The sequence below is a fragment of the Bradyrhizobium sp. NBAIM08 genome, from assembly GCF_020193935.1.
Lineage (GTDB): Bacteria > Pseudomonadota > Alphaproteobacteria > Rhizobiales > Xanthobacteraceae > Bradyrhizobium > Bradyrhizobium yuanmingense.
This window is the reverse complement of record NZ_JADYVR010000001.1, coordinates 359,578-386,356: the sequence shown is the minus strand read 5'-3', so window position 1 is coordinate 386,356 and position 26,779 is coordinate 359,578. Positions and strand designations below refer to the sequence as shown.

At 65.0% G+C, this 26,779-nt stretch carries 25 protein-coding genes; 19 read left to right on the top strand and 6 right to left on the bottom strand.

Features of this window, described 5'->3' with window-relative positions; all coding sequences use genetic code 11:
* Nucleotides 1-48: 48 nt before the first annotated feature.
* The 5 genes from dmeF to I6F37_RS01820 all read left to right on the top strand — a co-directional run bounded on the left by dmeF (nt 49) and on the right by I6F37_RS01820 (nt 7,489).
* Nucleotides 49-1,008 carry a CDF family Co(II)/Ni(II) efflux transporter DmeF gene (dmeF, locus tag I6F37_RS01840; RefSeq protein ID WP_225113875.1) on the top strand — a complete coding sequence of 320 codons (960 nt, stop codon included), beginning with the start codon at nt 49-51 and terminating at the stop codon, nt 1,006-1,008.
* Between the two features lie 288 nt (nt 1,009-1,296).
* Nucleotides 1,297-3,129, top strand: coding sequence for an adenylate/guanylate cyclase domain-containing protein (locus tag I6F37_RS01835; RefSeq protein WP_036014989.1), 1,833 nt, complete (start codon nt 1,297-1,299; stop codon nt 3,127-3,129).
* A gap of 39 nt (nt 3,130-3,168) precedes the next feature.
* Nucleotides 3,169-4,314, top strand: coding sequence for a phosphatase PAP2 family protein (locus tag I6F37_RS01830; protein WP_202801507.1), 1,146 nt, complete (start codon nt 3,169-3,171; stop codon nt 4,312-4,314).
* A 36-nt stretch (nt 4,315-4,350) separates the two neighbouring features.
* The gene (locus I6F37_RS01825) at nt 4,351-6,351 is read left to right on the top strand and encodes a hypothetical protein (protein WP_036014987.1); all 2,001 of its coding nucleotides are present in this window, start codon (nt 4,351-4,353) and stop codon (nt 6,349-6,351) included.
* A gap of 259 nt (nt 6,352-6,610) precedes the next feature.
* The gene (locus I6F37_RS01820; RefSeq protein ID WP_036014986.1) at nt 6,611-7,489 is read left to right on the top strand and encodes a DMT family transporter; all 879 of its coding nucleotides are present in this window, start codon (nt 6,611-6,613) and stop codon (nt 7,487-7,489) included.
* On the opposite strand, the gene I6F37_RS01815 is transcribed toward I6F37_RS01820, so the two are convergent.
* Together I6F37_RS01815 and I6F37_RS01810 are read right to left on the bottom strand one after the other, a co-directional pair.
* On the bottom strand, nt 7,486-7,677 hold the full coding sequence (locus I6F37_RS01815; RefSeq protein ID WP_225113058.1) for a hypothetical protein: 192 nt from the start codon (nt 7,675-7,677) through the stop codon (nt 7,486-7,488). The two genes, I6F37_RS01820 and I6F37_RS01815, sit on opposite strands and share 4 nt — an antisense overlap.
* A 31-nt stretch (nt 7,678-7,708) precedes the next feature.
* Nucleotides 7,709-8,866 carry an MFS transporter gene (locus I6F37_RS01810; RefSeq protein ID WP_036014984.1) on the bottom strand — a complete coding sequence of 386 codons (1,158 nt, stop codon included), beginning with the start codon at nt 8,864-8,866 and terminating at the stop codon, nt 7,709-7,711.
* Between the two features lie 164 nt (nt 8,867-9,030).
* On the opposite strand from I6F37_RS01810, the gene I6F37_RS01805 reads away from it, so the two are divergent.
* Nucleotides 9,031-10,290: an adenylate/guanylate cyclase domain-containing protein gene (locus I6F37_RS01805; protein WP_036014983.1), complete on the top strand. Its 1,260-nt coding sequence runs from the start codon at nt 9,031-9,033 to the stop codon at nt 10,288-10,290.
* A gap of 114 nt (nt 10,291-10,404) precedes the next feature.
* On the opposite strand, the gene I6F37_RS01800 is transcribed toward I6F37_RS01805, so the two are convergent.
* Nucleotides 10,405-11,649, bottom strand: coding sequence for an MFS transporter (locus I6F37_RS01800; protein WP_036014982.1), 1,245 nt, complete (start codon nt 11,647-11,649; stop codon nt 10,405-10,407).
* A gap of 169 nt (nt 11,650-11,818) precedes the next feature.
* On the opposite strand from I6F37_RS01800, the gene I6F37_RS01795 reads away from it, so the two are divergent.
* Nucleotides 11,819-13,171 (top strand): Nramp family divalent metal transporter, encoded by a 1,353-nt coding sequence (locus I6F37_RS01795; RefSeq protein ID WP_036014980.1) that lies wholly within the window; start codon nt 11,819-11,821, stop codon nt 13,169-13,171.
* A 56-nt stretch (nt 13,172-13,227) separates the two neighbouring features.
* Here I6F37_RS01795 and I6F37_RS01790 read toward each other — a convergent pair whose 3' ends face one another.
* From I6F37_RS01790 to hemB, 3 genes are all read right to left on the bottom strand, one after another.
* Entirely contained in the window at nt 13,228-14,004 is a 777-nt protein-coding gene (locus I6F37_RS01790) for an arginyltransferase (protein ID WP_036014979.1), read from the bottom strand.
* A 68-nt stretch (nt 14,005-14,072) separates the two neighbouring features.
* Nucleotides 14,073-14,615 (bottom strand): RDD family protein, encoded by a 543-nt coding sequence (locus I6F37_RS01785; RefSeq protein WP_036014977.1) that lies wholly within the window; start codon nt 14,613-14,615, stop codon nt 14,073-14,075.
* 229 nt (nt 14,616-14,844) lie between these two features.
* Complete coding sequence (gene hemB / locus I6F37_RS01780; protein ID WP_036025484.1) at nt 14,845-15,906, bottom strand: porphobilinogen synthase; 1,062 nt, start codon at nt 15,904-15,906, stop codon at nt 14,845-14,847.
* Between the two features lie 138 nt (nt 15,907-16,044).
* On the opposite strand from hemB, the gene I6F37_RS01775 reads away from it, so the two are divergent.
* The 12 genes from I6F37_RS01775 (at nt 16,045) to I6F37_RS01720 (ending at nt 26,757) form a co-directional block, all read left to right on the top strand.
* Nucleotides 16,045-16,548: a DUF6163 family protein gene (locus tag I6F37_RS01775; RefSeq protein ID WP_025036697.1), complete on the top strand. Its 504-nt coding sequence runs from the start codon at nt 16,045-16,047 to the stop codon at nt 16,546-16,548.
* Between the two features lie 516 nt (nt 16,549-17,064).
* Nucleotides 17,065-17,583 (top strand): MarR family winged helix-turn-helix transcriptional regulator, encoded by a 519-nt coding sequence (locus I6F37_RS01770; RefSeq protein ID WP_025036696.1) that lies wholly within the window; start codon nt 17,065-17,067, stop codon nt 17,581-17,583.
* 201 nt (nt 17,584-17,784) lie between these two features.
* Complete coding sequence (locus I6F37_RS01765) at nt 17,785-18,021, top strand: hypothetical protein (protein ID WP_036010478.1); 237 nt, start codon at nt 17,785-17,787, stop codon at nt 18,019-18,021.
* 37 nt (nt 18,022-18,058) lie between these two features.
* Nucleotides 18,059-18,280: a hypothetical protein gene (locus I6F37_RS01760; RefSeq protein ID WP_025036694.1), complete on the top strand. Its 222-nt coding sequence runs from the start codon at nt 18,059-18,061 to the stop codon at nt 18,278-18,280.
* 263 nt (nt 18,281-18,543) lie between these two features.
* Nucleotides 18,544-19,842 carry a serine hydroxymethyltransferase gene (gene glyA, locus I6F37_RS01755; protein ID WP_036010474.1) on the top strand — a complete coding sequence of 433 codons (1,299 nt, stop codon included), beginning with the start codon at nt 18,544-18,546 and terminating at the stop codon, nt 19,840-19,842.
* Between the two features lie 71 nt (nt 19,843-19,913).
* Nucleotides 19,914-20,396, top strand: coding sequence for a transcriptional regulator NrdR (nrdR, locus tag I6F37_RS01750; RefSeq protein ID WP_011087793.1), 483 nt, complete (start codon nt 19,914-19,916; stop codon nt 20,394-20,396).
* Nucleotides 20,393-21,541: a bifunctional diaminohydroxyphosphoribosylaminopyrimidine deaminase/5-amino-6-(5-phosphoribosylamino)uracil reductase RibD gene (gene ribD / locus I6F37_RS01745; protein ID WP_036010471.1), complete on the top strand. Its 1,149-nt coding sequence runs from the start codon at nt 20,393-20,395 to the stop codon at nt 21,539-21,541. Before nrdR ends, ribD begins: the two co-directional genes overlap by 4 nt.
* A complete protein-coding gene (locus tag I6F37_RS01740) occupies nt 21,541-22,170 on the top strand; it encodes a riboflavin synthase (protein WP_057029743.1) in 630 nt (209 codons plus the stop codon). Before ribD ends, I6F37_RS01740 begins: the two co-directional genes overlap by 1 nt.
* 62 nt (nt 22,171-22,232) lie before the next feature.
* The gene (ribH, locus tag I6F37_RS01735) at nt 22,233-22,724 is read left to right on the top strand and encodes a 6,7-dimethyl-8-ribityllumazine synthase (protein WP_036010456.1); all 492 of its coding nucleotides are present in this window, start codon (nt 22,233-22,235) and stop codon (nt 22,722-22,724) included.
* 4 nt (nt 22,725-22,728) lie between these two features.
* Entirely contained in the window at nt 22,729-23,226 is a 498-nt protein-coding gene (gene nusB / locus I6F37_RS01730) for a transcription antitermination factor NusB (RefSeq protein ID WP_036010453.1), read from the top strand.
* Between the two features lie 175 nt (nt 23,227-23,401).
* A complete protein-coding gene (thiL, locus tag I6F37_RS01725) occupies nt 23,402-24,400 on the top strand; it encodes a thiamine-phosphate kinase (RefSeq protein ID WP_225150117.1) in 999 nt (332 codons plus the stop codon).
* Nucleotides 24,401-24,636: 236 nt separating this feature from the next.
* Nucleotides 24,637-26,757 carry a sodium-translocating pyrophosphatase gene (locus I6F37_RS01720; RefSeq protein WP_109143543.1) on the top strand — a complete coding sequence of 707 codons (2,121 nt, stop codon included), beginning with the start codon at nt 24,637-24,639 and terminating at the stop codon, nt 26,755-26,757.
* Nucleotides 26,758-26,779 lie beyond the last annotated feature (22 nt).

The window sequence follows — 26,779 nt, the reverse complement described above, 5'->3', positions numbered from 1 at the left end:
TGCCGTCTATATTGGAGGCCAACAGAGCTGAATCTTCTGGAGAATTCGATGCATTCCCATTCCATCGAACAATGGACCCATGACCACGCCTTCCTGGGCGAGAAGCACGACGACAACGAGCGCCGCACCTGGTTCGTGGTCGTGCTGACGCTGGTCATGATGGTCGGCGAGATCGTCGCCGGCTCGCTGTTCGGTTCGATGGCGCTGCTCGCCGACGGCTGGCACATGGGCACCCATGCGGCGGCGCTCGGCATTGCCGCCTTCGCCTATCGCTTCGCGCGGCGGCATCTGGGGAATGCGCATTTCACCTTCGGCACCGGCAAGTTCGGCGATCTTGCCGCCTTCGCCAGCGCGATCATCCTCGGCCTGATCGCGGTCGAGATCGCCTATGAGAGCGTGCTGCGCTTGGTCAATCCGGTGCCGATCGTCTACGGCGAGGCCATGGCCGTGGCTGCTCTCGGCTTGGGCGTCAATCTCGCCAGCGTGTGGCTGCTGCGCGACAGCCACGATCATCACCACGGCCATGGCCATGCGCATGATGACCACGCCGAGCATGACCACGAGCGCGATCATCACCACCATCAGCACGACAACAACCTCCGCGCGGCCTATGTCCATGTCATGACCGATGCCGCAACCTCGGTGCTGGCGATCGCAGCGCTCGGCCTTGCCATGTATTCCGGCTGGGTCTGGGCCGACCCGGCGGTGGGTCTGATCGGCAGCGCCGTGATCGCGAGCTGGGCATTCGGCCTGATCAAATCATCGGGTGCGGTGCTGCTCGACGTGCGCGCCGACGAGAAGCTGGAGCGGGTGATCCGCGCCCGCATGGAGGTCGGTGAGGATCGCGTCACCGACCTGCATCTCTGGCAGGTCGGCCCCGGCCATTGTGCCGTGCTGCTCTCGGTGGTGTCGGACAAGCCGAAGCAGCCGGCCGTCTACAAGCGGCGGCTCGCCGGGCTGAAGGGCCTCAGCCACGTCACGGTCGAGGTCGAGACCTGCCCGCATTAGCGGTGAGTGAACGTGACTTCGCGCATGACGAGAAGAAGTTTGCGTTTTCATTTTGAGTTGTCGCGATTGCGACCCACCCGGGCGTTTCGCAAATCGTGATCTGGTTCATAACCGAGCGGCCAGCTGCGCAGTATGGATTGACGTGCGCTCGATGAGGACGTGCGTGCGCTGAGTTCGCAACTGCCGGGCAAGGTCCGGTCAACATCAAGGTAGTGAAGCAGTACCGGCCTTAAGGGCCATTCACCTGAGAGCTCGGTCAGCGGAGGCCGGGCTTCGGAGAGACGAGCAATGGGCCTCGTGCAGCAGGACACCGTGGTCCTCTTGGTCGACCTCGTCGAGTCCGTGCGTCTGATGCGGGAGCATGAGGCGTCCGCGGTGCGTCGATGGACCGACTTCGTCCAACTTGCCACCGGCCAAATTCTGCCGCGTTATCGCGGCGGCCTCGTGAAGAGCCTCGGAGACGGGCTCATGGCCCGCTTCGAATCCGTGCGTGATGCCGTCAATGCCGCCGCCGAAATGCACCGGAGTATCGCCGTTCAGAACACCGGGCGGCCTGAAGATCAACACTTCCAGCTTCGTGCGGGGATCAACTCCTCCACCGCCTGGAGTGACGGCACTGACATCTATGGCACCGGCATCAACCTCGCAGCCCGGCTCGCAACTCTTGCCGGTCCCGGTGAAACCATCGCCAGCGAGGCCGCGCATGAGCAACTGGCGACAGCTCTTGCCAGCCTGGCCAGTCCGGGGGAGACGATTGGCAGCGCTGCGGCGCGCGACGAGCTGACGCACGGAGTGGATGCGCTGTGCGAAGATTTGGGCGACTGTATCCTCAAGCACTTTGACAAGCCGGTTCGCGCCTACCGCGTTGGTCCGGCCAGTCCACACCCAAGCCTCGCAGCTCGGCGAGACTATGGAACTCCCATGGAGCCGACGATCGCCGTCATCCCCTTCGACGCGCGCAAGGACGCGGAGGAGCATCTCGACGTTGGTAACCTGATCGCGGACAGCGTGATCTGGTGCCTCTCCAGATCGGCGAACCTCAAGGTGATCTCGCGTCTGTCGACCAACATATTTCGCGGCAGGGTCAGCGATGTGGCGGAAGTATCGGCGCATCTCGGTGCCACCTACATTCTCAGCGGCAGCTATGTGGTCGATGCGGACCGGATTCTGGTGACGGCGGAGCTGTCCGCGGCGCGAACCAATCAAGTCGTCTGGACCGACCGCCTGAGCGGCAATATCGGCGATCTGCTGCAGCCGGAGAGCGAACTGGCTCACCGCATCGCCGCTGCAGTGCATCTGTCGGTCTTCGATGCCGAGGTCGAGCATATCCTGACCCAGCCGTTACCGACGCTAGAAAGCTACTCGCTGCTGCTTGGCAGCATCCGCCTGATGCACCGGTCGAGCAGGGAGGAGTTTCTCCAGACCCGGACGGTGCTGGAGGAACTGATCAATCGCCACGGCCGAATAGCTGCCCCGCGCGCCTGGCTCGCCAACTGGTACATCCTGCGCATGACGCGCGGCTGGTCCGAGGACCGCAAACGCGAGGCCGCCGAGGCCTTGAGCGCCACTCGCGCGGCGCTCGACCGTGACCCGTCCGACGCGCTTGCGCTTGCGACCGAAGGCTTCGTCTATTGTCACATGTTGAAGGACCTGGACGCTGCCCGAAAGCGGTGCGAGCAGGCCGTCGATGCCAACCCCAGCCACGCGTTGGGCTGGCTCTACCGGGGCACCGTCGACGCCTTCAAAGGCGACGGCGAGGCAGCCGTGGACGCAACGCGGCGCGCTCTGAAACTCTCCCCGCTCGATCCGCAGCGGTATTATTTCGAGTCCCTGGGCGCCACGGCGCTTCTATCGGCGCATCGATACGACGAGGCGGAAGAGCTCGCGCGCTCATCTCTCATTCTCAATCGCATGCATCCGTCTACGTGGCGGGTCCTCGCTATCGCACTCGTTTCGCAAGGACGGGTCGCGGAGGCCCGCGAAGCCTTGGGCAAGATGCGCGAGCTCGAGCCGCATTTGACCCTAGATCGATACATCGGGCGCCTCCCCAATGCGGATCTCGAAACAGGCAGGCACTGGGCTCGCTGCCTCGAAGTGGCAGGACTACCGACGACAGGCTGACTAACCTCATACCGACTTGTTTTCATAAGGAGGCAGGCAATGGCTCAACTAGGCGGGGCGGGAGGAGCAGGCGGTGCAGGTGGTGCTGGCGGAGCCGGCGGCGCAGGGGGGGCAGGAGGTGCAGGCGGAGCGGGCGGCGCTGGAGGGGCCGGTGGGGCGATAATTGGCACGCTCGGCGACGTCTGGGCCAATCCCATCATGGTGGATGCACTCATCCACGCTCGCGAAGGGACAATCGTTGTTCCGGAGCGACCGACCTCTCCGTATTTTTACTACTACGCGCCGGCCTTGCCGGCGATCGAAGACCCAGCCCAATTGGATCGCTGGGAGCCGTGGGTGCGCGCCTACACGGCGGTCGGGGAGATGCTGCAGGGCATCACCCTTCAGGTGTCGGGCGCCGATCCGAACGCATTCCTGGTTCGCTCGCCCGCATACGTGATTGCGGAGTTAGGGCGTCCGGTCCAATCGACGTTTCAAGACCAGATTGAGATGGTCGTGAGCTGGGCCGAGCTGCGCAACGAACGCGCCACAGAAATCATAGCGCAGATCGATCCCCAGTATGCCTTCTGGTCCTCGATCGTCTACCTGCATCCCGAGAGGACCAGGCGGACATTCGAGCTCATCAACATGGTCCTGCAATTCTGCGTTTACGTGGAAATGCGCTTCAAGCATGCGCTGGGGTGCTCGCGTCCCGTGGAATACAACGCCCAGGTTCAGCCGATGATCACGACGCCGGGACACGGAAGTTTCCCGAGCGGACATGCGACGCAGGCTTACGCGGTAGCCTACGTGCTGAAACGGCTATTGAGCCTGCACAAGACGACATCCGGATTCCCGGAGATCGTCGAGCAGCTCGACCGGCAGGCCGCACGAATCGCAACCAATCGGGTCGTGGCCGGAGTCCATTTTCCAGTCGACAGCATGGCAGGGCGGATGCTGGGTATCGCCTTGGGCGAGTACTTCGTCGGCCGTTGTCTCGGGAGCACGGCAACCAAGAGCCGCAAATTCAACGCCAGCCACGCCGACAGTAACTCTCGCACGGATTTCAATCCCTTCCACGCTGACCAGGCGCTCAATGCCAACAAGTTCTATTCGGAAACCACAGGAGGGACTGTTACGCAGTCCCTCCTGATGAAGGAACTATGGGACAAGGCCTACTACGAAGTTTCGACAAGATTTCCGTAGGAAACACGTCCCTGCAACCGAAGTGGAGAGCATTCCATGGCCGAGGAATTGCCGAGATGCTTCGACCCGTACCTCCGGTACGCAATCGCGAGCGAATTTAAGAACTTCGATTTTTTCGACGAGCAGGAGTCCAAGCTATTCCTGTTCGTGGAGCTTAAGCACGCCGGGCTGGCCGATAATTTTGTGAGAGCCATGAGTCCTAGTGACTTCGGCGCCGAATTCGGGCTGACCAGCCCGAACTCGCGATATCTGACCATGCGGGCTTACATAAGGGCTGTCGAGAAGGACAGTTTCCGGGCGTGGGACGACAACGTATCCCGGGTCGAGCTGTCCCTCCCGTTGAAGCCGACGGCCATACAAAAGGGTGCGCAGCGCAACAGGTCCGCGAGCGAACAACCACCGACTCCTCTCCTCATCGGCGTGATCGACGATGGCTGTCCGTTCGCGGCCGCTCAGTTTGTCAAAAGGATCGCGGGTGTCGCATCCGGGACACGCGTGCGCGGTGTCTGGGATCAGAACGAGCACGCAGGCCGAGTCCCGATCCCGGTAGGTGCCGACGTCTTTGGCGAGAAGCCGTTCGATTTCAATTACGGCCTCGAGTTCCTTCGAGACTCCATATCCGGCGTGGTTGGGCTCAACGACTGGATCCAGTTGCACAAGAGGGCAAACACGATCGACGAGGATGGCTGCTACGCGCGTGGAGGTTTCAAGACCCTCAAGCATCAGGCCTCGCATGGTGCACATGTAATGGATGTCCTCGCCGGACGCATTCCGCTCTCGGCACGCATCGCGCGCCGCGATCCGCCAAGTTGGCAGCCCGGAGATCCCCTGACCGATCCCGCTTGCGAAGCAGATATCGTGTTCGTGCAGTTTCCCGAGAGCTGCCTTCGTGACGCGACCGGCGTCTGGCTGAAGGGTTACGTCGCCGATGCAGTCGATTACATCATGTCATTTGTCGATTCTGGCACAACGAACGTGGTGATCAATGTCAGCTACGGGCCGACAACCGGACCTCACAACGGCACGTCGGAGCTCGAGGGCAAGCTGAGGGAGCTTGTCACCCACTATGACGGCGTTTCCGTAAGTCCAAAGCTCGACGTCTTCCTGCCTGCCGGCAACAACTATCTGAGCGATGGGCACATCCATTTCGTCAGGCAAACCATGGCAGAGCCCGACCATGTCGAATGGACGTGGCGCCTTCCCCCCGACAATACCGTGCTCTGCTTTGCCGAAGTCTGGATGAAGAAGAACTGCACGGACAATGTCATTGTTACGCTCACCTCGCCCGGCGGTCGTAGCTCCTCGTCGACTGCCGGTCCAGCGCCTCCCGGTCCCCCACCCCCGCCGCCCGCTGCACCGGCGCTTCCGCCCTATACCGGTGCGTATGCCCCCGTTGACTGGGGTGACAATAGGGTGTGGCTGATTGCGGTCGAGCCCACCATCGCGGGAGCCGGCATGGTGCCCGAGCATGGGAATTGGAAGATCAAGGTGGAGGGCATCGAGTTGGGGAGCGAGGTTCATGCCTATGTGGCACGTACCGATCCGAACATGAACATGCGCACGGGTGCGAAGCGTTCGTACTTCATCGACGCCGGATGGGAGGCGGGCCGCGCGGCCGAGGCCGGCTGCACGTATGCCGGTGGGGAATTTGACAAGACCGGCTCGCTTGTTTCTCGCCTGGGCACCCTCAACGGGATCGGTACGGACAGCGTCGCGGGTGTGCAGGTGGCCGGCGGCTACATTCTGTCGGCGCCGAAACGCAAGTCGCCTTATTCGTCGGCGGGCCCCGCACGAACCGGGCCGCTCCCACGGCGAGTTGGTCCCGACTATGCGCTGTTCTGCGACGAGTCAGATGCTCTGCAGGGTGTACGTGCCGGGGGCAATCGAAGCGGCGTGGTGTTTCGGCTCATCGGTACCAGTGCCGCCGCGCCGCAGCTGGCGCGATTGGTTGCGGATCGGCGACCGTTGACGGTGCACGATGCTCCAGCCAGTCCTCCGGACGAGAAGCGAGGTGATGGCGATCTCTATCCGCCGTGATGTGGGCGAAGAGCGCGCCAGCTGGAAGGGCATCCGGTCGGGGCAAGCTTCCGGCCGCCGCCGGCCTCGATGCAGAAGATCGCAGACACGCTCGCCAAGGAGAAGGCGCAGCTCTGGATCAACCACGACAACCGCCCAGCGCGACAGCCAGAGGATGGCGCCGGAGTTTTACCGACTGACCTTTCCCTGAGGCCGCTGCCACAAGGGTGGCAACAGCATCATGCTAGGGCCCGCGAAAGCTCCGTGACAGGAGAAGGTCGTGGGCGAGTGGGGCGGAGTTACGATCGCGCTTGTCTCGAGCAGCTTCGGCGGGACTGCCGCGGCCGTCACCCGCTACCTCATCGGCGGCGCCGATCCCGTCCTGCTCGCGGCCCTGCGTTGGGGGATCGGCTTTCTCTGCCTGTTGCCTTGCGCGTTTCTGCTCCGCGTGCGCTGGCCGCAGCGGCCGGACTGGCCCGCCGTGGCGCTGCTCGGCATCTGCTTCTTCGGCTTGTTCTTCACCCTCTACAACATTGCGCTGTCCTACACGACGGCCGCCCGCGCCAGTCTCGCGCTCGCGACGCTGCCGCTGCACACCATGTTGGTGGGCGCAGTCCTCGGCGTGGAGCGATTGACGGCGCGCAAGATGACGGGCGTGGGTATCGCTGTGCTCGGCGTGTCGGCGGCGCTGGCGGCTGGCCTCGCGCAAAGCCCACCGGGCGCATGGCGCGGCGAGTTGATCATGACCGGTGCGGTGTTCTGCATGGCGTTCTACAACGTGCTGTCGCGACCGCTGATGCAGCGCTCGAGCGCGCTCGGTTTTCTCACCGTCGGCATGGGCGTGGGCGCCGTCGTACTGGTGCTGGCGGGGTTGGCGAAAGGCAGCTTTGCAGCGCTCGAGCACTTCACGGCGGCGCAATGGATTGCCGGCGTTTATCTCGGCATCGGCGGCGGCGCGCTCGCCTTCATCCTCTGGGTCATGGCGCTGGCGCGGGCGACGCCGACCAGGGTCGCCAATACGATGACGGTCAATCCGATCGCCGCCGCTCTGTTGGCGGCGCTGCTGATCGGCGAGCCGATCACGCCCAATCTTCTAGCGGGGCTGGTCGCAGTGTTCGCCGGCATCGGGATTGCGACCAGCGAGTCGAAGGTGGCTTAGCCCTTCGGCGCGGTTGCTGTCGGCGGGCTCGCCTCCGGCGTCTTCTTCGGTTTCAGCGTGCCGGCATAGAACGAGATCAGCCAGACCAGGAGAATCGCGAGCAGATAAACGCCCCAGGCCTGCGGCGGCCTGGTCGCCCAGCGCAGGAGGCCGTTAAACGTGCGGGGCGGGCTGTCGTCGTCGCTCATGGCCCGCTTGTGCGCGAAAGCTCAGGTCTGGTCAATCCGGCCGCCGGCCGGCGCGGATCAGGAACAGCGCGGCCAGCGCCGAGAGGCTGAGCGCGGATGAGACGATCAGCACCTTGGCGCCCATGAGGTCGATGAGCAGGCCAAAGGCGAGCGGCGCCACCGCCTGCGCCATCCGTGCCGGCGCGCCGATGATGCCGAGGCGATAGCCGAAATCCTTCGGGCCGAAGATCGACAGCGGCAGGGTGCCGCGGGCGATCGTCAGAATGCCGTTGCCGGAGCCGTGGAACAACGCGAACGCGCTCGCCGCAGCGCCACCGAAAATCGCAACGATCACGGCGCCGAGCGGGTGGGTGAGGCTGGCGAGCCGCGTCGACCACAGCGGATGGAAACGGCTGAGGAAGCCGGCCTCCAGCATGCGGGCACCAACTTGCGCCGGCCCGATCAATGCGCCGGCCGCGATCGCCTCGGCTGGCGTTGCCCCCATCGTTTCCAGGATGCGCGGGAAATGCGCGGCCATCGCGCCGGTGACAGTCCAGACCGCCGCGAAGATGAAGGCCAGCAACATCATGGTGCGGTCGAGCGGCACATGCGGCTTCGCGGCCGCGGCTGCCGCCTGCTTGGCGCCCTTGATGACCGGCAGCATGAAGAAATTGAGCGGCAGGCCGATCAGGATATTGGCGGCGGCCCAGGCAAAACAGGTTTCGCGCCAGCCGATATGCGACAGGCCCCAGGCGGTGAGCGGCCAGCCGACGGTGGAGGCGAAGCCCGCCATCAGCGTGATGCCGGTGATCGGCCTGCGCGCCTCGGTGCCGTAGATGCGCCCCAAAGCGGCGAAGGCGGCATCGTAGAGCCCCATTGCCATGCCGATGCCAAGCACCAGCCAGGCGATCGCCATCACCATCACCGACTGCGAGATGCCAAGCAGCACGAGGCCGGCGGCAATGGTCACGTTGGACGCCGACAGCACCTGACGGCCGCCGACGAGATCGATCTGCCGTCCAATGCCCGGTCCCAGCATTGCGGAGATCACCAGCGCGGCCGAAAACGCACCGAAGATCCAGTTGGAGGAGACACCGAGCTCGCGTCCCATGGGATCGGCGAGTAGCGCCGGTAGATAATAGCTGGAGGCCCAGGCGAGGGTCTGCGTGGTGCCGAGCGCCAGGATGATCGGGAGCTGGTGCCGGGTCATGTCCCCGTATTTCTGATCGGCCGTGTCATCGGCGCATTTGCAGCTCGCGGCGAGAGCGCGTCAACCGGGTCTGCGGCATATTCGACCTGCTGCCCGCGGGGAGCCTTTGGGTTGTATGCAGATACCCCGCTTCCGCTCGTCACGAATGCACGCCATAATGGCGCATGCAATTGACCTCGCGCCTTACGCTGATGAACTGGCTGACCGGCCAGGGGCTCACGGGCCTGCCTGAAATTGAACTGCTCCGCGGCTTCTGCGAGCGTTGCTGCGCCGAGGGGCTGGAACTGTCGCGTGGCCTCGTCGTCATCGACACGCTGCATCCGATCTATGAAGGCCGCGGCTTCCGCTGGAGCGATCGTCCCAGCAACGAGAGCGATGCCTTCGAATACGGCTCGACCGCCGACGGCGACGCCGCCAAGAGCTGGCGCCGCTCGGTGTTCTTCCACATGCTCGAGAATGGCCACGACGAGATGGTGATCGATCTCGCCGATGCGCCGTCGATGGATTTCTCGCAGATCGGCGAGCTCGCCGAGAAGGGCCACAAGCACTATCTCGCCTTCGTCCACCGCTTCGGCGAGAACGGGGCGCTCGGCCTGATGGATTGCCTCTATTCCTGCTGGACCACCCGCCGCGCGAGCGGGTTCTCCGGACTGGAGCTGGAAGCGCTGCGCGATCTGGTTCCGGTGTTGGGGCTCGCGATCAAGTCGGCGCAGCAGGTCGACATCGCGCGCACGCTCGGCCGGGTCTATCTCGGCCGCGACGCCTCCGAGCAGGTGCTGCGCGGGCGCATCTCGCGCGGCGTCACCGAGCGCATCAATGCCGTGCTTTGGTATTCGGACCTGCGCGGCTCGACTGGCATCAGCGAGAGCATCGGTCCCGACGAGATCATCCCGTTCCTCAACGACTATGCGCAGGCCGTGATCGATCCGATCCACGAAGCCGGCGGCGACGTACTGAAGCTGATCGGCGACGGCGTGCTCGCGATGTTCTGGGGCGAGGACATGGCGGATGCGCGGCGGGCCGCGCTCCGCGCCGAGCACCTGTTCCGCAAGAATGTCGCTGCGCTGAACGAACGGCGGGCGGCGGAGGGCCGTCCGACCACGTCAGCCTATATCGGCCTGCATGTCGGCGAGGTCTTCTACGGCAATATCGGCAGCGAGGACCGGCTTGATTTCACCGTGGTCGGCCCGACCGTCAACGAGGTCAGCCGCATCGCCTCGATGAGCCGCTCGGTGGATCGCGAGCTCTTGGCCTCGTCCGAATTCTACAAGGGCCTAGATGCCGCCGGCCGCCGCTACCTCGTCTCCACCGGCCGCTACGCGCTGCGCGGCATCGGCCGCGCGCAGGATCTCTACACGCTCGATCCGGAAGTCGACGCGAGCGAGCCGGTCAGGGGCAGCTACGAGCGCTATCTGGCGGGTTAGTCTCCGCGGCCTCAACCGACGCCGTCATTGCGAGCGCAGCGAAGCAATCGAGGGTCCCTCAACGAAGGGACCTTGGATTGCGTCGTCGCTACGCTCCTCGCAATGCACTTGTGGTCAGCACCGCGCCGCCACCTCATCTCCCACCATGTCCGGCTGCCGGTCCAGTCCCACTGCCGGTGACAGCAGGATCACCAGCGCCTGCACGCCGAATAACGCCGCGGCGAGATAGAGGCATGCCTCCGCGCTCCAGAGGCCGCCGACGAGCGCGCCCAGCACTGAACCGAGCGGGCGGGCGCCGTAGCTCATGATGTTGATGGCGGAGACGCGGCCGAGCAGGCGCGGCGGCGTCACGGACTGGCGCAGCGTCGTGGTCGAGATCACCCATAGGATCGGGCCGACGCCGAGCAGGAAGAAGCTCAAGCCCGCGAGCCAGGGCGAGGGGACCAGCACCGTCAGCGCCATCACCAAGGCGGCGACAAAGCCGGTGACGGGGCCGAGCCCCACCACGGTGCCAAAGGCGATGCGCTTCATCACGCGCGTGGCGAGGAGCGCGCCGATCACCATGCCGACGCCGTACATCGTCAGCACCGTGCCGACACCGGCGGCGCTCAGACCGAGATGGCGCACGGCGTAGGGCACGAACACCGCGATCTGCAGGAACCAGCCGGTGTTGAAGATGAACTGGGTGATGAAGACCGGCCGCAGCAGCGGATGGTGAAACACGAAGGCCGCGCCCTCGCGGATCTCTTGGAGCGGATGCCGCCGGGGCGCCGGCGCACGTGCGGGCTCGTAGATGCCGGAGAGCAGCACGACCGCGATGGCCGAGAGCGCCGCGGCAAAGCCGAACGCCGGGCTCGCGCCCCACCACCCAACCAGCGCACCGCCGAGTGCAGGCCCGCTGGCGAAGGCGATGGTGCGCGCCAGCTCGATGCGCGCATTCGCCGCCGGCAACAGGTTGGAGCTCACCAGCGAGGGCACCAGCGCCGGTGCTGCCACGCTGTAAACGACGGTGCCGCACACGGCGGCGAAGCCGAGCAGGGCCAGCAGCGGCAGGTTGAGGGCTCCCAGCGTGAGCAGCAGCACGACGGCCGCGAGCGCCACCGCCCGCAGTGCCTCGGCGCTCGCCATCAGCCTGCGGCGGGAAATTCGGTCTGCAAACACGCCGGCGGGGATGGCGAACAGGACGAAGGGCAGGGTGAGCGCGGTCTGCAGCAGGCCGGTCTGGCCTTCGGCCACCCCCAGCGTCAGCACGGCGACGATGGGCGCTGCCGCGAGCGCGATCTGCTCGGCCGACTGCGCTGCGAGATTGGACCAGGCGAGGCGGTTGAAAGTGTCAGGAAGGCGAGGCGGCGTTGACATGGCGCATATCCCGTAGAGGCGAATTTGCGCCAATGTTGGCCCCCGATGACCACCAAACCCACCCGCTTCCCGACAAGAGGCGATTTCCGCGATCGGCGGCGGGAATGCCCGCCGCTAGATGCAGTTGCAAATGAGTTGCAATAAGAATGAACTTGGGTATTCTGCCGATATGGATGCCCGATCACCCCACATAACTCCCGACCTCGCCGGCTGGCGCGCTGATGCGCCCACCACCAAAAGCCTCGCTGAGGTTAATTCCACCGTTGCCATTCCCGCCGCGGGCCGCTGGTGGCGCCGGCTGCTGGCCTTCGTCGGGCCGGGCTACCTCGTCTCGGTCGGCTATATGGACCCCGGCAATTGGGCGACCGATCTCGCCGGCGGGTCGAAGTTCGGCTACACGCTGCTCTCCGTCATCCTGATCTCGAACTTGATGGCGATCCTGCTCCAGTCGCTGGCGGCTCGGCTCGGCATCGTCACCGACCGCGATCTCGCGCAGGCCTGCCGCGCCTCCTATCCCCGGGTGGTGAACTTCCTGCTCTGGCTCGCCTGCGAGGCGGCCATCATCGCCTGCGATCTCGCCGAGGTGATCGGCACGGCGATCGCGCTGAAGCTGCTGTTCGGCATTCCCCTGATTGGCGGCGCATTGATTGCAGCCCTCGACGCCTTCCTGCTGCTGCTGCTGATGAACCGGGGCTTCCGCTTCCTGGAGGCTTTCGTCATCGCGCTGCTGGTGGTGATCGCCGTTTGCTTCGCGGTGCAGATCGCGGCGGCGGCTCCGCCGGTGGCAGAGGTCTTGCGGGGCTTCGTGCCCAAGAGCGAGATCTTCACCAATTCCGACATGCTCTACATCGCGATCGGCATCATCGGCGCCACCGTGATGCCGCACAATCTCTACCTGCACTCCTCGATCGTGCAGACGCGCGCTTATGAACGCAACGACACCGGCCGGCGCGAAGCGATCAAATGGGCGACGACGGACTCGACCATCGCGCTGATGCTGGCGCTGTTCATCAACGCCGCGATCCTCGTCGTCGCTGCTGCGACCTTCCACAAGAGCGGCCATTCCGACGTGGCCGGGATTGAGCAGGCGTTCGAGCTGCTGTCGCCGCTGCTCGGTCTCGGCATCGCCTCGACGCTGTTCGCGGTGGCGCTGCTCGCCTCGGGCCTCAACTCGACGGTCACTGCGACGCTCGCCGGCCAGATCGTGATGGAGGGCTTTCTCGATCTGCGCCTGCCCAGCTGGGCGCGCCGCCTCTTGACCCGCGGCATCGCCATCATTCCCGTGATCATCGTCACCGCGATCTACGGCGAGCGCGGCACTGCGGATTTGCTGGTGTTCAGCCAGGTCGTGCTGTCGATGCAGCTGCCTTTCGCGGTGATTCCGCTGGTCCGCTTCGTCTCCGACCGCCGCAAGATGGGCAAGTTCGCGATCCCGATGTCGGTTGCCGCGGTCGCCTGGATCGTCGCGGGCATCATCGTGATTTTGAATCTGAAGTTGCTGGCAGATACGTTCTTTGGGTGAGTGGCGAATGGCGAGTAGCGAGTGGGGGCGTTCTCCTATTCGCTACTCGCCATTCACTAATCCTGCGGCTCGGACGCCGTGTCGCCCTGCGCGTCGATGCGCAGCCAGCCTGAGGGGGCGAGGCGCTGCTGCGGCAGGAAGCGGGCCTTGTAGTCCATCTTCTTGGAGCCTTCGATCCAGTAGCCGAGATAGACGTAAGGCAGCCCTTGCCGTCGCGCACGGGCGATATGGTCGAGGATCATGAAGGTGCCCATCGAGCGGCTGACCTGGCCAGGCTCGAAGAACGAATAGACCATCGACAGGCCGTCGCTGAGAACGTCGGTGAGCGCCACTGCGATCAGCTCCTCGCCGCGGCCGGTGATGCCGCTGTCGGGGCCGCGCTTGCGGTATTCGATGATGCGGGTCTCGACGTGGCTGTCCTCGACCATCATAGCGTAGTCGAGCACGGTCATGTCGGCCATCCCGCCGTGGCGGTGGCGGGCGTCGAGATAGGCGCGGAACACCGAATATTGCTCGGAGGTCGGCACCGCGCTGCGCTGCTCGCCGATGATGTCGGCGTTACGGGCCATCACCTTGCGGAAGTTGCGCGAGGGGCGGAACTCGTTGGCGATGACCCGGACCGAGACGCAGGCCCGGCACTGGTCGCAGGCGGGACGGTAGGCGATCGACTGGCTGCGGCGGAAACCGCCATGGGTGAGCAGGTCGTTGAGGTCACCGGCGCGGTCCCCGACCAGATGCGTGAACACCTTGCGCTCATGTCGGCCCGGCAAATACGGGCAGGGTGAGGGCGCCGTGAGGTAAAACTGGGGGGTGTCGCGCGAGTGCTGGGTCAAGGGACGTCGTGGGCCTCCGAAACAGGCATCAGCATCGCGCTCCAAAAGCCCCCGGTCAATCGATTAGCTCACCACGTCCGCGCCGCCTGCGGAGTGGGTATGCGAACCGAATTGTTGATCACGACCGTTCCCAGCACGAAATCGTGCAGCAGGCGACGGCGGCCGTTGAACAGGCCGACCAGCACCACGAACGGCGACAGGAACGAGACCGTCACCCAGAACAGCACGGCATGGGTGGCGCCGAGCACGAAGTAGCCGGGCGCGCCGTACCAGGTGCGCAGCTCCAGGTCCATCAGGCGCATGCCGACCGTGGCGGAGGACGCACCGCCGATGCTGGCGCCGTAATAGACGATAGCCCAGATCACGGAGGCCGGCCAGGCGATCCAGAACAGCGCCCAGCCGATGCCGAGGGTGACCACGCCGAACAAGGCGATGAAGATGTAGCCGAGGATCACCGGCACCGAGATCACGACCATGTCGATCAGGAAGGCGAACACCCGCCGCGTCGCGACGCCCCGGAACAGTTCCGGATGCAGGTCAGGGTCGTAGGCATGCGGTTGCATGGCGCCGTCATTGCGCCAGCCGCCTGAATTGCCCGAGTTGTACGACATGGTCCGTTCTCCCAGCGAAGCTCCCCTCGCAGGACATGGGAACAGGCCATGCCCGTGCCAAGGGCGCGCGGGCGGCAGCAAGCCGAAATATTCCGGCGATTCGGGGGCGGTGATCGGGCGGTCCTGTAGGGTGGGCAAAGGCGCGCTTGCGCCGTGCCCACCATTGCCCGCCGACTTACACGATGGATGAATCGGTGGGCCCGCTTCGCTTGGCCCACCCTACGACAGCTTACGTCTGGCCCCGCAGCTTCTCCGCCGCCTTCGGCGCAAAATAGCTCAGCACACCGTCGGCGCCGGCGCGTTTGAAGGCGAGCAGGCTTTCCATCATGGCACGGTCGCCGTCGAGCCAGCCGTTGTTCGCGGCTGCGGCGATCATCGCGTATTCGCCGGAGACCTGATAGGCGAAGGTCGGCATCGCAAACGTGTCCTTCACGCGGCGGACCACGTCGAGATAGGGCATGCCGGGCTTCACCATCACCATGTCGGCGCCCTCGGCGATGTCGAGCTCGACCTCGCGCAGCGCTTCATCGGTGTTGGCGCTATCCATCTGATAGGTGCGCTTGTCGCCGGTGAGCGTCTTGGCCGAGCCGATGGCGTCGCGGAACGGGCCATAGAAGGCGGAGGCGTATTTCGCGGCATAGGCCATGATCTGCACGTCGAGCAGGCCGGCGCGGTCCAGCCCCTCGCGGATCGCGGCGACGCGGCCGTCCATCATGTCGGAGGGCGCGATGATGTCGCAGCCGGCTTCGGCCTGCACCAAGGCCTGACGCACCAGCACTGCGACCGTCTCGTCATTCAGGATCTTGCCGTCGGAGATCAGGCCGTCATGGCCGTGGCTGGTGAAGGGATCGAGCGCGACGTCGCAGAGGATACCGATCTCCGGAAACTCCTTCTTGATCGCGCGCACGGCCTGGCAGACCAGGTTGTTCGGGTTGGTGGCTTCCGAGCCTTCCTCGTCGCGCAGGGACGGATCGGTGTAGGGAAACAGCGCGATGCAGGGGATGGTCAGCTTCATCGCGCGCTCGGCCTCGCGCACGGCCTGGTCGACGCTGAGGCGGTCGACGCCGGGCATCGAGGCGACCTGCTCGCGCTTGTTGGTGCCGTCGATCAGGAACAGCGGCCAGATCAGGTCGTCGGTGGTGAGGACGTTCTCGCGCACCATGCGCCGGGCCCACTCGGCCTTGCGGTTGCGGCGCGGACGGACGGTCAGATCGAGGGCATGCGGCACTGCCGTGCTGTCCCGGCGCGAAACGTCGCGCAATTCGATCGGACGTCCGTATTTGATCGCCATCATTCTTCCTCCGGCTGGAATTATTCTTATACCAGCTCGCATGGTTCCCGTCACCGCGGCTTGACCTGCCGCAAGGCAGATCTGAACCTGACTTGGGCAGCCGATTGATTTTGCGGGCCGAAGCAGCCAGAAGGGGCCATGTCCGAGATCTCCACCCGCGATGCGGCCCAAGGCGGCGCCAATGCCAGGGACGCTGCCCGTGACACTGCCCGAGAGAGCGCGCTCTCAGTGGCGGCGATCTCCTCGGAGCGCTCGGAGTCCGACGACAATGTCTGGACCCGACGGCTGGTGCTGTTCCTGCGGGTGATGGCGCTGCTCTCGATCCTGAAAGGCCTCTATCACTGGGCGCAGGTCACGGGCTTCGTCGGCGGCGAGGACGAGGCGTTCGAGAACCAGTCGATGGCCTGGCAGGCCGCGACGGTCTACTTCGCGGTGATCGAGCTCGTCGCCGCCGTCGGCCTCTGGCTGGCGACGCCCTGGGGCGCGGTGGTGTGGCTGACGACCGTGGTGTCGATGGCCGTGATCGAGCTGATGTTCCCGGGAATCTACGGCGGCAGCCTCGTCGTGGTCGGCGTCGAGGTCTTCATGCTTGCCGCTTATCTTGCGCTCGCCTGGATGGCCGCGCGCGAGCGGCCGCCGTAGCGCGCAGAGATTCACGCTCACGCTCTCGTGCCCCGGACGCAATGCAGCACGCCGAAGTTTGCGGCGTGATGCGTTGCAGAGCCGGGGCCCATCTTTCCGATATCTCGCTTTTGGCTTCTGGGATCCCGGGTCTGCGCGCCGCTTGCTGCGCTTGTCCGGGACAGGAGAATGTTGCGTTTGGTTGACCGCTGGTTGCCTAAAATTCGCGGTAAGTTTTCATTGACCAGCCGGTTCCGCCACAGCTCTTACGCGTGCGTTTCGAAACGGGGCGGGGCTGTTCTGGAATGCGACAACAGCGGCGGACGGAGGGTGAACAGGACCTTGCGAAGGTCAACAGAGGCTTTCAAAAAGTACTTGTGGCACAGGCTTAATGCGCAATTCACTGTCTTAAATTCATGATCTCTTTATTCTCTTATTTAAGCCGATCTTCAAACGCCCCTCTTAAGTTGCACCTATCAGACGGGACACAAGTTTCGTCGAATAAGTGTCGATAAAAACGACAACAGGGGAAGTGTCATGATGAAAGCCGTCGCAACTGCGGCAGATACCGCAGAGCGCGTCTCCGGCCAGCAGGGTTCGGTGCAGTCGCTCTATCTGGAAGCTTTGACTCTGGTGGAGCGGCTGCATCGCCGGCTCCTCGACGTGATCAAGGACGAATTCGATCGCCGCGGCCGCGCGGACATCAACTCGGTCCAGGCGCTCTTGCTCTACAACATCGGCGACAAGGAGCTGACCGCGGGCGAATTGCGCACGCGCGGTTACTATCTCGGCTCCAACGTCTCCTACAATCTGAAGAAGCTCGTCGAGCTCGGCTTCCTCGATCATCAGCGCTCGCGCGTCGATCGCCGCTCGGTGCGCATCCGCCTGACCCCGCAGGGCCAGGAAGTCCGCCGCATCGTCGATGCGCTCTACCAGAAGCACGTCAAGACGGTGGAGCAGGTCGGCGGCATCTCCGGCGACGAGTTTGCGACCCTCAACAAGTCGCTGCACCGCCTGGAGCGGTTCTGGACCGACCAGATCCTCTATCGCCTCTGAGTTCTAAAGGGATCTGGGCGAAGCCGGCCCGCAACAAGACCGGCAGCCCTCCCGAACGTGCCTGACTTCCCCAAGCGCGCTGGTCCGGAGTTGCCCCGGACCGGTGCGTTGATATTTTTTTGCACCTGCGAAAAAATCCCCCGGCAGCCAGGAACCAGTTCCGGGCTCGGCGCTTATCTTCTTCGGATCGGAGAAACGGCGATGCTGGTCGAGCGCGGGCTTCGGGTGATGAACGTGGAACTCGTCAGCGAGGCCTACGCCATCGCCGCGAACTACCTTCGCCGCTCCGGCGCAATCCCGGACACTCTCGTCACCGACGACCGCCTGCTTCACCTGATCGTCAAGCTGCTCCAGCAGGGCGAATTCAACAAGATCAGGCTGGCCAACAGGGCGATCGCCCGGTTCCAGGCGCAGACCGAGGCCAGAGCGGTTGCCTGATCAAAACCCCCAAGATCCCGACCAACCAGAGGATGCCATGGAAGCTGCCATCGACCGCATCATGCAGACCTACGACCTGCTCGCCAACCGCACCGCGGCGGCCAGCGCCGAGGCGCGTGAAAAGGTCACGAACTACCTCAACATCCTGATGGAAGCCGGCGAGACCGACACCCATAGGTTGACGGTCTGCGGCCTGACCTATCTGCGCCAGCTCGACGGCAGCGTCGACCCCGTGAAGGCGGGGTATACCGGGCTGTAAAACGACGCCGGCTGCCCCGGCGGCAGCTGGCAAGAAATAAGGCCCAAAGCGGCCCCACCCGGATATTGACGGGGAGCGGATCTCGCAAGACCGCTCCCGGGCTGAAAACCTCCAATCCCACCATATCTTGCATAAATATCAGGCCCGACCCGCAAATGCTTGGCCGCGGTCGGCCGATGTGGTAGATCGCGCGTGCTTCCGACCGCCACACCAGACCCGCCCGTAGCCCGCCAAAAGGCTGCGGCGGTGGAGATATTCGCAAGATGACCGCACCCAAGTCCGCCTCCGCGCCCGATTCGTTTTTCACCGCCTCGCTCGAGCAGGCCGATCCGGAAATCGCTGCCGCCATCAAGGGTGAGCTCGGTCGGCAGCGCCACGAGGTCGAACTGATCGCCTCCGAGAACATCGTCAGCCGGGCCGTGCTGGAAGCGCAGGGTTCGGTCATGACCAACAAATACGCGGAAGGTTATCCGGGCGCGCGCTATTACGGCGGTTGTGAGTGGGTCGACGTCGCCGAGAACCTTGCGATCGATCGTGCCAAGAAGCTGTTCGGCGCCAGTTTTGCCAACGTGCAGCCGAACTCCGGCAGCCAAATGAACCAGGCGGTGTTCCTGGCGCTGCTGCAGCCGGGCGACACCTTCATGGGTCTCGATCTCGCCGCCGGCGGCCATCTCACCCATGGCTCGCCCGTGAACATGAGCGGCAAGTGGTTCAAGGCCGCGCATTACACCGTCCGCCGCGAGGACCAGATCATCGACATGGATGCGGTGGCCAAGCAGGCCGAAGAGGTCAAGCCGAAGCTGATCATCGCCGGCGGCTCGGCCTATTCGCGCGCCTGGGACTTCAAGCGTTTCCGCGAGATCGCCGACAGCGTCGGCGCTTACCTGCTGGTCGACATGGCGCATTTCGCTGGGCTCGTCGCCGGCGGCGTGCATGCTTCCCCGGTGCCGTATGCGCACGTCACCACCACCACGACGCACAAGTCGCTGCGTGGTCCGCGCGGCGGCCTGATGCTGTGGAATGACGAGACGCTGACCAAGAAGCTCAACTCGGCGATCTTCCCGGGCCTGCAGGGCGGTCCTTTGATGCACGTGATTGCAGCCAAGGCGGTCGCCTTCGGCGAGGCGCTGCGTCCGGATTTCAAGGTCTACGCCAAGAACATCGTCGAGAACGCCAAGGCCTTGGCCGAGACGTTGAAGGGCCATGGTCTCGATATCGTCTCCGGCGGCACCGACAATCATCTGATGCTGGTCGATCTCCGGCCGAAGGGCCTGAAGGGCAACGTCTCGGAGAAGGCGCTGGTTCGCGCCGCCATCACCTGCAACAAGAACGGCATTCCGTTCGACCCGGAATCGCCCTTTGTGACCTCGGGCATTCGGCTCGGCACGCCGGCTGCGACCAGCCGCGGCTTCGGCGTGGCCGAATTCCAGCAGGTCGGCGGCATGATCGCCGAGGTCCTCAATGCGATCGCGCAATCCTCCGACGGCAAGGCGCCGCTGGTGGAGGCTGCGATCAAGGAACGGGTCAAGGCGCTCACCGACCGGTTCCCGATCTACCAGTAAAGGCGCCGCATGATCCGGAAAAGTGGATACCGATTTTCCGAAGAGATCATGCGAAAATAAAGGTCACACGGATGCGCTGCCCGAACTGCAACAGTCTCGATACGCAGGTAAAGGACTCGCGTCCGACCGAGGACTCGTCCGTGATCCGCAGGCGGCGCGTGTGCGTCGCCTGCAATTTCCGCTTCACCACCTTCGAGCGCGTACAGCTGCGCGAGCTCACGGTGATCAAACGCAACGGCCGCCGCGTGCCGTTCGATCGCGACAAGCTGATGCGCTCGGTGCAGATCTCACTTCGCAAGCGGCAGGTCGAGCCGGAGCGCGTCGAGAAGATGGTCTCCACCATCGTGCGCGAGCTCGAGACCGGAGGCGAGGCCGAGATCTCCTCGGAGGTGATCGGCGAGACCGTGATGGAGCATCTGCGCACGCTCGACGACGTCGCCTATGTGCGCTTTGCCTCGGTCTACCGCAATTTCCGCGAGGCCAAGGATTTCGCCGACGTGCTCGGCGAGCTCTCCGGCGAGGAGGAAGCGCGGCTCGCCGCGATCCGCAAATGATCTTCCGCATTCTGGAAGACCAGTTCGCGCAGAAGGCCCGCGAGGCCAAGGATGCTGATCGCCGTTTCATGGAGCTGGCGCTTGCGCTCGGTCGGCGCGGGCAGGGCCGGACCTGGCCCAATCCGGCCGTGGGCGCCGTCATCGTCAAGGACGGCGTCATCGTCGGCCGCGGCTGGACGCAAGCAGGCGGACGTCCGCACGGTGAGCCCGAGGCGTTGCGGCGGGCGGGCGAAGCAGCGCGGGGTGCCACGCTCTACGTCACGCTGGAGCCGTGCTCTCATTTCGGCAAGTCGCCGCCTTGCGCCGATGCTGTGATCGCCGCCGGCATCAAGCGCGTGGTGGCGGCGATCGAGGACCCCAATCCGGAAGTTGCGGGCCAGGGCCATGCGCGCCTGCGCGCCGCCGGCATCAATGTGGACGTCGGTCTGTGCGCGGCGGAGGCCGCGTTCGACCATGCCGGCCATTTCCGCCGCATCCGGGACCAGCGTCCTCATGTGATCCTGAAGCTCGCGGTCTCGCCTGACGGCAAGATCGGTGCGGCCGGCGGCAAGCCCCTTGCGATCACGGGGGAGGCGGCACGCAACCGCGTGCATCTGCTCCGCGCGCAAAGCGATGCCATCCTGGTCGGCATCGGCACGGTGCTGGCGGATGATCCGCAGCTCAACTGCCGCCTGCCGGGCATGGCGGCGCGCTCGCCGGTGCGTGTGGTGCTCGACCGGAGCCTGCGCATTCCCGCATCGAGCCAGCTGGTTCGGTCCGCGCGCGAGACGCCGCTTTGGGTGATCGCGTCTGAGCTTGCGGAAGCGGCCGCCGCGACGCGCCTTGGCGCGGCCGGTGCGCAAATCATGCGCATGCCTCCGGGGAGTGCATCCGGGCTCGATCTTTCGGCCGTGCTGCATGCGCTGGCGGACAAGGGCATCACACGGCTGATGGTCGAGGGCGGCAGCCGCGTTGCGGCATCGTTTGTCGCGGCCGATCTCGTCGACGAGGTCTGGCTGTTCCGCGGAGCGGAAGCGGTCGGCGAAGGCGGCGTCGATGCGCTCGATGCATTGCCCCTGTCGAAAATCACGCAGTCGCCGGCCTACAAGGTTCATGCTAGCGAGACCTGCGGCAAGGATAACCTCACCATCTACGAGCGCGCGTAATGTTCACCGGCATTGTCACCGATATCGGCGAGATCGTCAGCTTCACGCCAACGGCGCCGGGGCAGCTGCACCGGCTGCGGATCGCCTGCCGCTACGATCAGAGCACGATTGCGGACGGCGCCTCGATCGCCTGCAACGGTGTGTGCCTGACCGTGGTTGCCTCGGGCGTTGCGGATGGCAGGGACTCCAAGCAAAGGACCTGGTTCGACGTTGACACCGCGGCCGAGACGCTGGCGCTGACGACGGCCAAGCACTGGAAGGTCGGCACCAGGCTCAACCTCGAGCGCGCGCTGAAGATCGGCGATGAGCTCGGCGGCCATATCGTCGCCGGCCACGCCGATGGCATTGCAACCATTGTCAGCCGGGAGGACTTGCCGGATATGGCGCGGTTCGTGCTCTCGACGACGCGGGAGCTGGCACGGTTCATCGCCACCAAGGGCTCGATCACGCTCGACGGCGTCTCGCTGACGATCAATACGGTTGCAGACGTGACCTTTTCGGTGCTGATCATTCCGCACACGCTTGATGTTACGACGATCGGCAGCTGGAAGGCGGGGGATGAGGTTAATATCGAGGTCGACCTGATGGCCCGCTACGCGGCGCGGCTGACGGAAATGACGGTCTCTTAGAACTTGGCTTACATGCTTCCGGCGACTACATAGCGCCGACCCCTTTCGAAACGGATTGAACGATGGCAGACGCGCGGCGCGCACCCCTGAAGGACCAGACCGACATTTCCGGCGCGCGCGCGCTGATTGTCGAGGCGCGGTTCTATGACGATCTCCAGGATGCGCTGCTGGACGGCGCGGTGGCCGAGCTGAAGGCGGCCGGCCTGACCCACGACGTCATTACGGTTCCCGGTGCGCTGGAGATCCCCGCGGCAGTCGCCATCGCGGTCGATGCCGCGGCGGCGAACGGCAGGCCCTATGATGCGGTGATCGCGCTCGGCTGCGTGATCCGCGGCGACACCATTCATTTCGAGATCGTCTCGCAGGAATCCTCGCGCGCGCTGATGGACCTCGCCGTGGCGCGGAAGCTGCCGCTCGGCAACGGCATCCTCACCGTCAACACCGAGGCGCAGGCCTGGGCGCGGGCGCGTGCCAGCGAGCTCAACAAGGGCGGCGATGCCGCGCGCGCCGCGCTTGCGATGCTGCGCATTAAACGCCGCCTGGCGCGGGCCTGAAGCCATGGCCGATAACACCAAGAAGCCGACCGGCGTTGTCGAGAAGAAGGCGAACCGGCGCGGTGCGGCACGGCTCGCAGCCGTGCAGGCACTGTACCAGATGGACATCGCCGGTGCGGGCATCAACGACATCTTTGCCGAATTCGAAAGCCATTGGCTCGGCAACGAGGTCGAGGGCGAGACGTATCTGCCGGCGGAAGCCGCCTTTTTCCGCGACGTCGTCTCCGGCGTCGTCCGCGACCAGAAGAAGCTCGATCCTCTGATCGACGAGGCGCTGTCGAAGGGCTGGCCGCTCAAGCGGATCGAGGCGATCCTGCGGGCAGTGCTGCGGGCAGGAGCCTATGAGCTCCAGCATCGCAAGGACGTGCCGGGCCGGGTGGTGGTCTCCGAATATGTCGACGTCGCCAATGCTTTCGTCGACCGCGAGGAAACCGGCATGGTCAACGCCGTGCTCGACCAGATCGGCCGCCAGTTTCGCGGCGACGAGTTCGGGCGGGGGTAGTTTCCCGCGAGGGCGGTGAAGTGATGCGAGACGACTGCCCCATTCTCCGTCGTCATCACCCGCGAAGGCGGGTGATCCAGTACGCCGCGGCCTATCGGGCTAACACGACTGTCTCTCGAATACTGGATCGCCCGGTCAAGCCGGGCGATGACAGCGGTGGATGGGGCTGACGCCGATGGAAACCACACAAAATCCCTCCGGCGAAGACTCCCTCATCGCGCGCTATTTCAAACCGCTGGCGACCGATCCCGGCGCGTTCGGGTTGGTCGACGACGCGGCGGTGCTGTCCTCGTCCGGCGAGGACATCGTCGTCACCACCGACGCGGTGGTGGAGGGCGTGCATTATCTTGCCGGCGATCCGCTTGACAACATAGCGCGCAAGGCGCTGCGGGTGAACCTGTCCGATCTCGCGGCGAAAGGAGCGACGCCGGCAGGCTTCGTGCTGACGCTGGCGCTGCGCAGCAAGGAGGATGCCTGGCTGCGTCCCTTTGCGGACGCGCTGGGCGAGGATGCGAAGACCTTCGCTTGTCCTCTGCTCGGTGGCGACACGGTGTCGACGCCGGGCCCGCAGATGATCTCGATCACCGCCTTCGGCCGTGTGCCTCAGGGGCGGATGATCGGCCGCACCGGCGCAAGGCCGGGCGACCGCGTCCTGGTCACGGGCACGATCGGCGATGCCGCGCTCGGCCTCGACGTGCTCAAAGGCGGGGCTGCCGCCAGCGCGCTGACCTCCGATCCCGCGGCACGGGATTTTCTGGTCTCGCGCTATCGGGTGCCGCAGCCACGCAACGTGCTGGCGCCGGCCCTGCGCGATCATGCCACCGCGGCGATGGACGTCTCCGACGGGCTCGCCGGCGATCTGACCAAGCTCTGCGCCGCCTCCGGGGTCTCGGCCTCGGTCGACGTGACGAGCCTGCCACTCTCTGCCGCGGCAGCCAGCCTTCGCGCCCGCAACGTCGCGTCTGTCGAGACGCTGCTTGCCGGGGGCGACGACTACGAGGTGCTCTGCACCGTTCCGCCGGCACAATGCGAGACGCTGATTGCCGCGGGGCAGTCCCTCGGCGTTGCCGTGACTGCAATCGGTACCATCACGGAGGGGCAGAAGCCGCTGCGCTTCCTGGACGGGCAGGGCCAGGATCTGCTTTTGACGCGGCTGTCCTACAGCCACTTCTAGGAATTGCTCCAAACCGGCATCTGAGTTCTCAGCGCTTGGTCCTAAATACCTGCCAAGATCGGCCTTTTCGGGCTGATCCGGCGTTGCACCCTCAATGTGATTTTGGCAAGCTCGCGGCCGACTGGAGCCGTCCCTTAAGGGCAAGGGGGCGGCTTTGTTCAAAATCAAGGCGCTTCACCGCACGACGGACAACAAAAGGCGCCGGGGGTACATCAAGGATCTGAGGCAAACATCACATGACAGCATTATGGTTGATAGTGCTCTGCGGAGCGCTTTCCGTCGCCTACGCGATTTGGGCGACGTCTTCGGTCTTGGGCGCGGATGCGGGGTCGCCGCGCATGCAGGAGATCGCAGGGGCGGTGCGCGAAGGCGCACAAGCCTATCTCCGGCGGCAATACACCACGATCGGTATCGTCGGCATCGTCATCTTCGTGCTGCTTGCCTATTTCCTCGGGCTCTATGTCGCGATCGGTTTCGCCATCGGCGCGATCCTGTCCGGCGCTGCGGGCTTCATCGGCATGAACGTCTCGGTCCGCGCCAATGTGCGCACCGCCCAGGCCGCGACGACGTCGCTGGCCGGCGGCCTGGAGCTCGCCTTCAAGGCGGGCGCCATCACCGGCCTTCTGGTGGCGGGTCTGGCGCTGCTCGGCGTGACGCTCTATTTCGGCTTCCTGGTCCATTCGCTGAAGCTCGCGCCGGATAGCCGCGTCGTCGTCGACGCCCTGGTGGCGCTCGGCTTCGGCGCCTCGCTGATCTCGATCTTCGCCCGTCTCGGCGGCGGCATCTTCACCAAGGGTGCGGACGTCGGCGGCGACCTTGTCGGCAAGGTCGAGGCCGGCATTCCCGAGGATGACCCGCGCAACCCTGCGACCATCGCCGACAACGTCGGCGACAACGTCGGCGACTGCGCCGGCATGGCCGCCGACCTGTTCGAGACCTATGCGGTGACCGCGGTCGCCACCATGGTCCTGGCGGCGATCTTCTTCGCCAAGACGCCGATCCTCGCCAACATGATGACGCTGCCGCTCGCGATCGGCGGCATCTGCATCATCACCTCGATCATCGGCACCTTCTTCGTCAAGCTCGGGCCGAGCCAGTCGATCATGGGCGCGCTCTACAAGGGCCTGATCGCAACGGGCATCCTGTCGCTGATCGGCATCGCCCTGGTGATCTACTACCTGATCGGCTTCGGCAAACTCGAGGGCGTCAACTACACCGGCCTGGCGCTGTTCGAGTGCGGCGTGGTCGGTCTCGTCGTCACCGCCCTGATCATCTGGATCACCGAATACTACACCGGGACCGACTATCGTCCGGTGAAGTCGATCGCCCAGTCCTCGGTCACCGGCCACGGCACCAACGTGATCCAGGGCCTCGCCATCTCGATGGAAGCGACCGCATTGCCTGCGATCGTCATCATCGCCGGCATCCTGGTCACCTACAGCCTCGCCGGGCTGTTCGGCATCGCGATCGCGACCGCCACCATGCTGGCGCTGGCCGGCATGATCGTCGCCCTCGACGCCTTCGGCCCCGTCACCGACAATGCCGGCGGTATTGCCGAAATGGCGGGACTGCCGAAGGAGGTGCGCAAGTCGACCGACGCGCTCGACGCGGTCGGCAACACCACCAAGGCGGTCACCAAAGGCTACGCGATCGGCTCCGCTGGTCTCGGCGCCCTGGTGCTGTTCGCGGCCTACAACGAGGACCTCAAGTTCTTCGTGGCCCGCTCCGCGCAGCATCCCTACTTCGCCGGCGTCAATCCGGACTTCTCACTGAACAATCCCTACGTCGTGGTGGGCCTGCTGTTCGGCGGTCTGTTGCCGTACCTGTTCGGCGCGATGGGCATGACCGCGGTCGGCCGTGCGGCCGGTGCGATCGTCGAGGAGGTCCGTCGCCAATTCCGCGAGAAGCCGGGCATCATGCAGGGCACCGACAAGCCTGATTACGGCAAGGCGGTCGACTTGCTCACGCGCGCGGCAATCAAGGAGATGATCATCCCCTCGCTGCTGCCGGTGCTGTCGCCGATCGTCGTCTACTTCCTGATCTATGCGATCGCGGGCGGCGGCGCGGCCGGCAAGTCGGCGGCATTCTCGGCCGTCGGCGCCATGCTGCTCGGCGTCATCGTGACGGGCCTGTTCGTCGCGATCTCCATGACCTCGGGCGGCGGCGCCTGGGACAACGCCAAGAAGTACATCGAGGACGGTCATTTCGGCGGCAAGGGCTCTGATGCCCATAAGTCCGCGGTGACCGGCGATACCGTCGGCGATCCCTACAAGGACACGGCGGGACCTGCGGTGAACCCGATGATCAAGATCACCAATATCGTGGCCCTGCTGCTGCTGGCGATCCTGGCGCACTGAGCGGCGCTGACGCGACAAGAGA

Bases quoted from the DNA above. Each gene is read 5' to 3' on its own strand.
- dmeF (WP_225113875.1), top strand. From the start codon at position 49: ATGCATTCCCATTCCATCGAACAATGGACCCATGACCACGCCTTCCTG.
- I6F37_RS01835 (WP_036014989.1), top strand. From the start codon at position 1,297: ATGGGCCTCGTGCAGCAGGACACCGTGGTCCTCTTGGTCGACCTCGTC.
- I6F37_RS01830 (WP_202801507.1), top strand. From the start codon at position 3,169: ATGGCTCAACTAGGCGGGGCGGGAGGAGCAGGCGGTGCAGGTGGTGCT.
- I6F37_RS01825 (WP_036014987.1), top strand. From the start codon at position 4,351: ATGGCCGAGGAATTGCCGAGATGCTTCGACCCGTACCTCCGGTACGCA.
- I6F37_RS01815 (WP_225113058.1), bottom strand. From the start codon at position 7,677: ATGAGCGACGACGACAGCCCGCCCCGCACGTTTAACGGCCTCCTGCGC.
- I6F37_RS01810 (WP_036014984.1), bottom strand. From the start codon at position 8,866: ATGACCCGGCACCAGCTCCCGATCATCCTGGCGCTCGGCACCACGCAG.
- I6F37_RS01805 (WP_036014983.1), top strand. From the start codon at position 9,031: ATGCAATTGACCTCGCGCCTTACGCTGATGAACTGGCTGACCGGCCAG.
- I6F37_RS01800 (WP_036014982.1), bottom strand. From the start codon at position 11,649: ATGTCAACGCCGCCTCGCCTTCCTGACACTTTCAACCGCCTCGCCTGG.
- I6F37_RS01795 (WP_036014980.1), top strand. From the start codon at position 11,819: ATGGATGCCCGATCACCCCACATAACTCCCGACCTCGCCGGCTGGCGC.
- I6F37_RS01785 (WP_036014977.1), bottom strand. From the start codon at position 14,615: ATGTCGTACAACTCGGGCAATTCAGGCGGCTGGCGCAATGACGGCGCC.
- hemB (WP_036025484.1), bottom strand. From the start codon at position 15,906: ATGGCGATCAAATACGGACGTCCGATCGAATTGCGCGACGTTTCGCGC.
- I6F37_RS01775 (WP_025036697.1), top strand. From the start codon at position 16,045: ATGTCCGAGATCTCCACCCGCGATGCGGCCCAAGGCGGCGCCAATGCC.
- I6F37_RS01770 (WP_025036696.1), top strand. From the start codon at position 17,065: ATGATGAAAGCCGTCGCAACTGCGGCAGATACCGCAGAGCGCGTCTCC.
- I6F37_RS01765 (WP_036010478.1), top strand. From the start codon at position 17,785: ATGCTGGTCGAGCGCGGGCTTCGGGTGATGAACGTGGAACTCGTCAGC.
- I6F37_RS01760 (WP_025036694.1), top strand. From the start codon at position 18,059: ATGGAAGCTGCCATCGACCGCATCATGCAGACCTACGACCTGCTCGCC.
- glyA (WP_036010474.1), top strand. From the start codon at position 18,544: ATGACCGCACCCAAGTCCGCCTCCGCGCCCGATTCGTTTTTCACCGCC.
- nrdR (WP_011087793.1), top strand. From the start codon at position 19,914: ATGCGCTGCCCGAACTGCAACAGTCTCGATACGCAGGTAAAGGACTCG.
- ribD (WP_036010471.1), top strand. From the start codon at position 20,393: ATGATCTTCCGCATTCTGGAAGACCAGTTCGCGCAGAAGGCCCGCGAG.
- I6F37_RS01740 (WP_057029743.1), top strand. From the start codon at position 21,541: ATGTTCACCGGCATTGTCACCGATATCGGCGAGATCGTCAGCTTCACG.
- ribH (WP_036010456.1), top strand. From the start codon at position 22,233: ATGGCAGACGCGCGGCGCGCACCCCTGAAGGACCAGACCGACATTTCC.
- nusB (WP_036010453.1), top strand. From the start codon at position 22,729: ATGGCCGATAACACCAAGAAGCCGACCGGCGTTGTCGAGAAGAAGGCG.
- thiL (WP_225150117.1), top strand. From the start codon at position 23,402: ATGGAAACCACACAAAATCCCTCCGGCGAAGACTCCCTCATCGCGCGC.
- I6F37_RS01720 (WP_109143543.1), top strand. From the start codon at position 24,637: ATGACAGCATTATGGTTGATAGTGCTCTGCGGAGCGCTTTCCGTCGCC.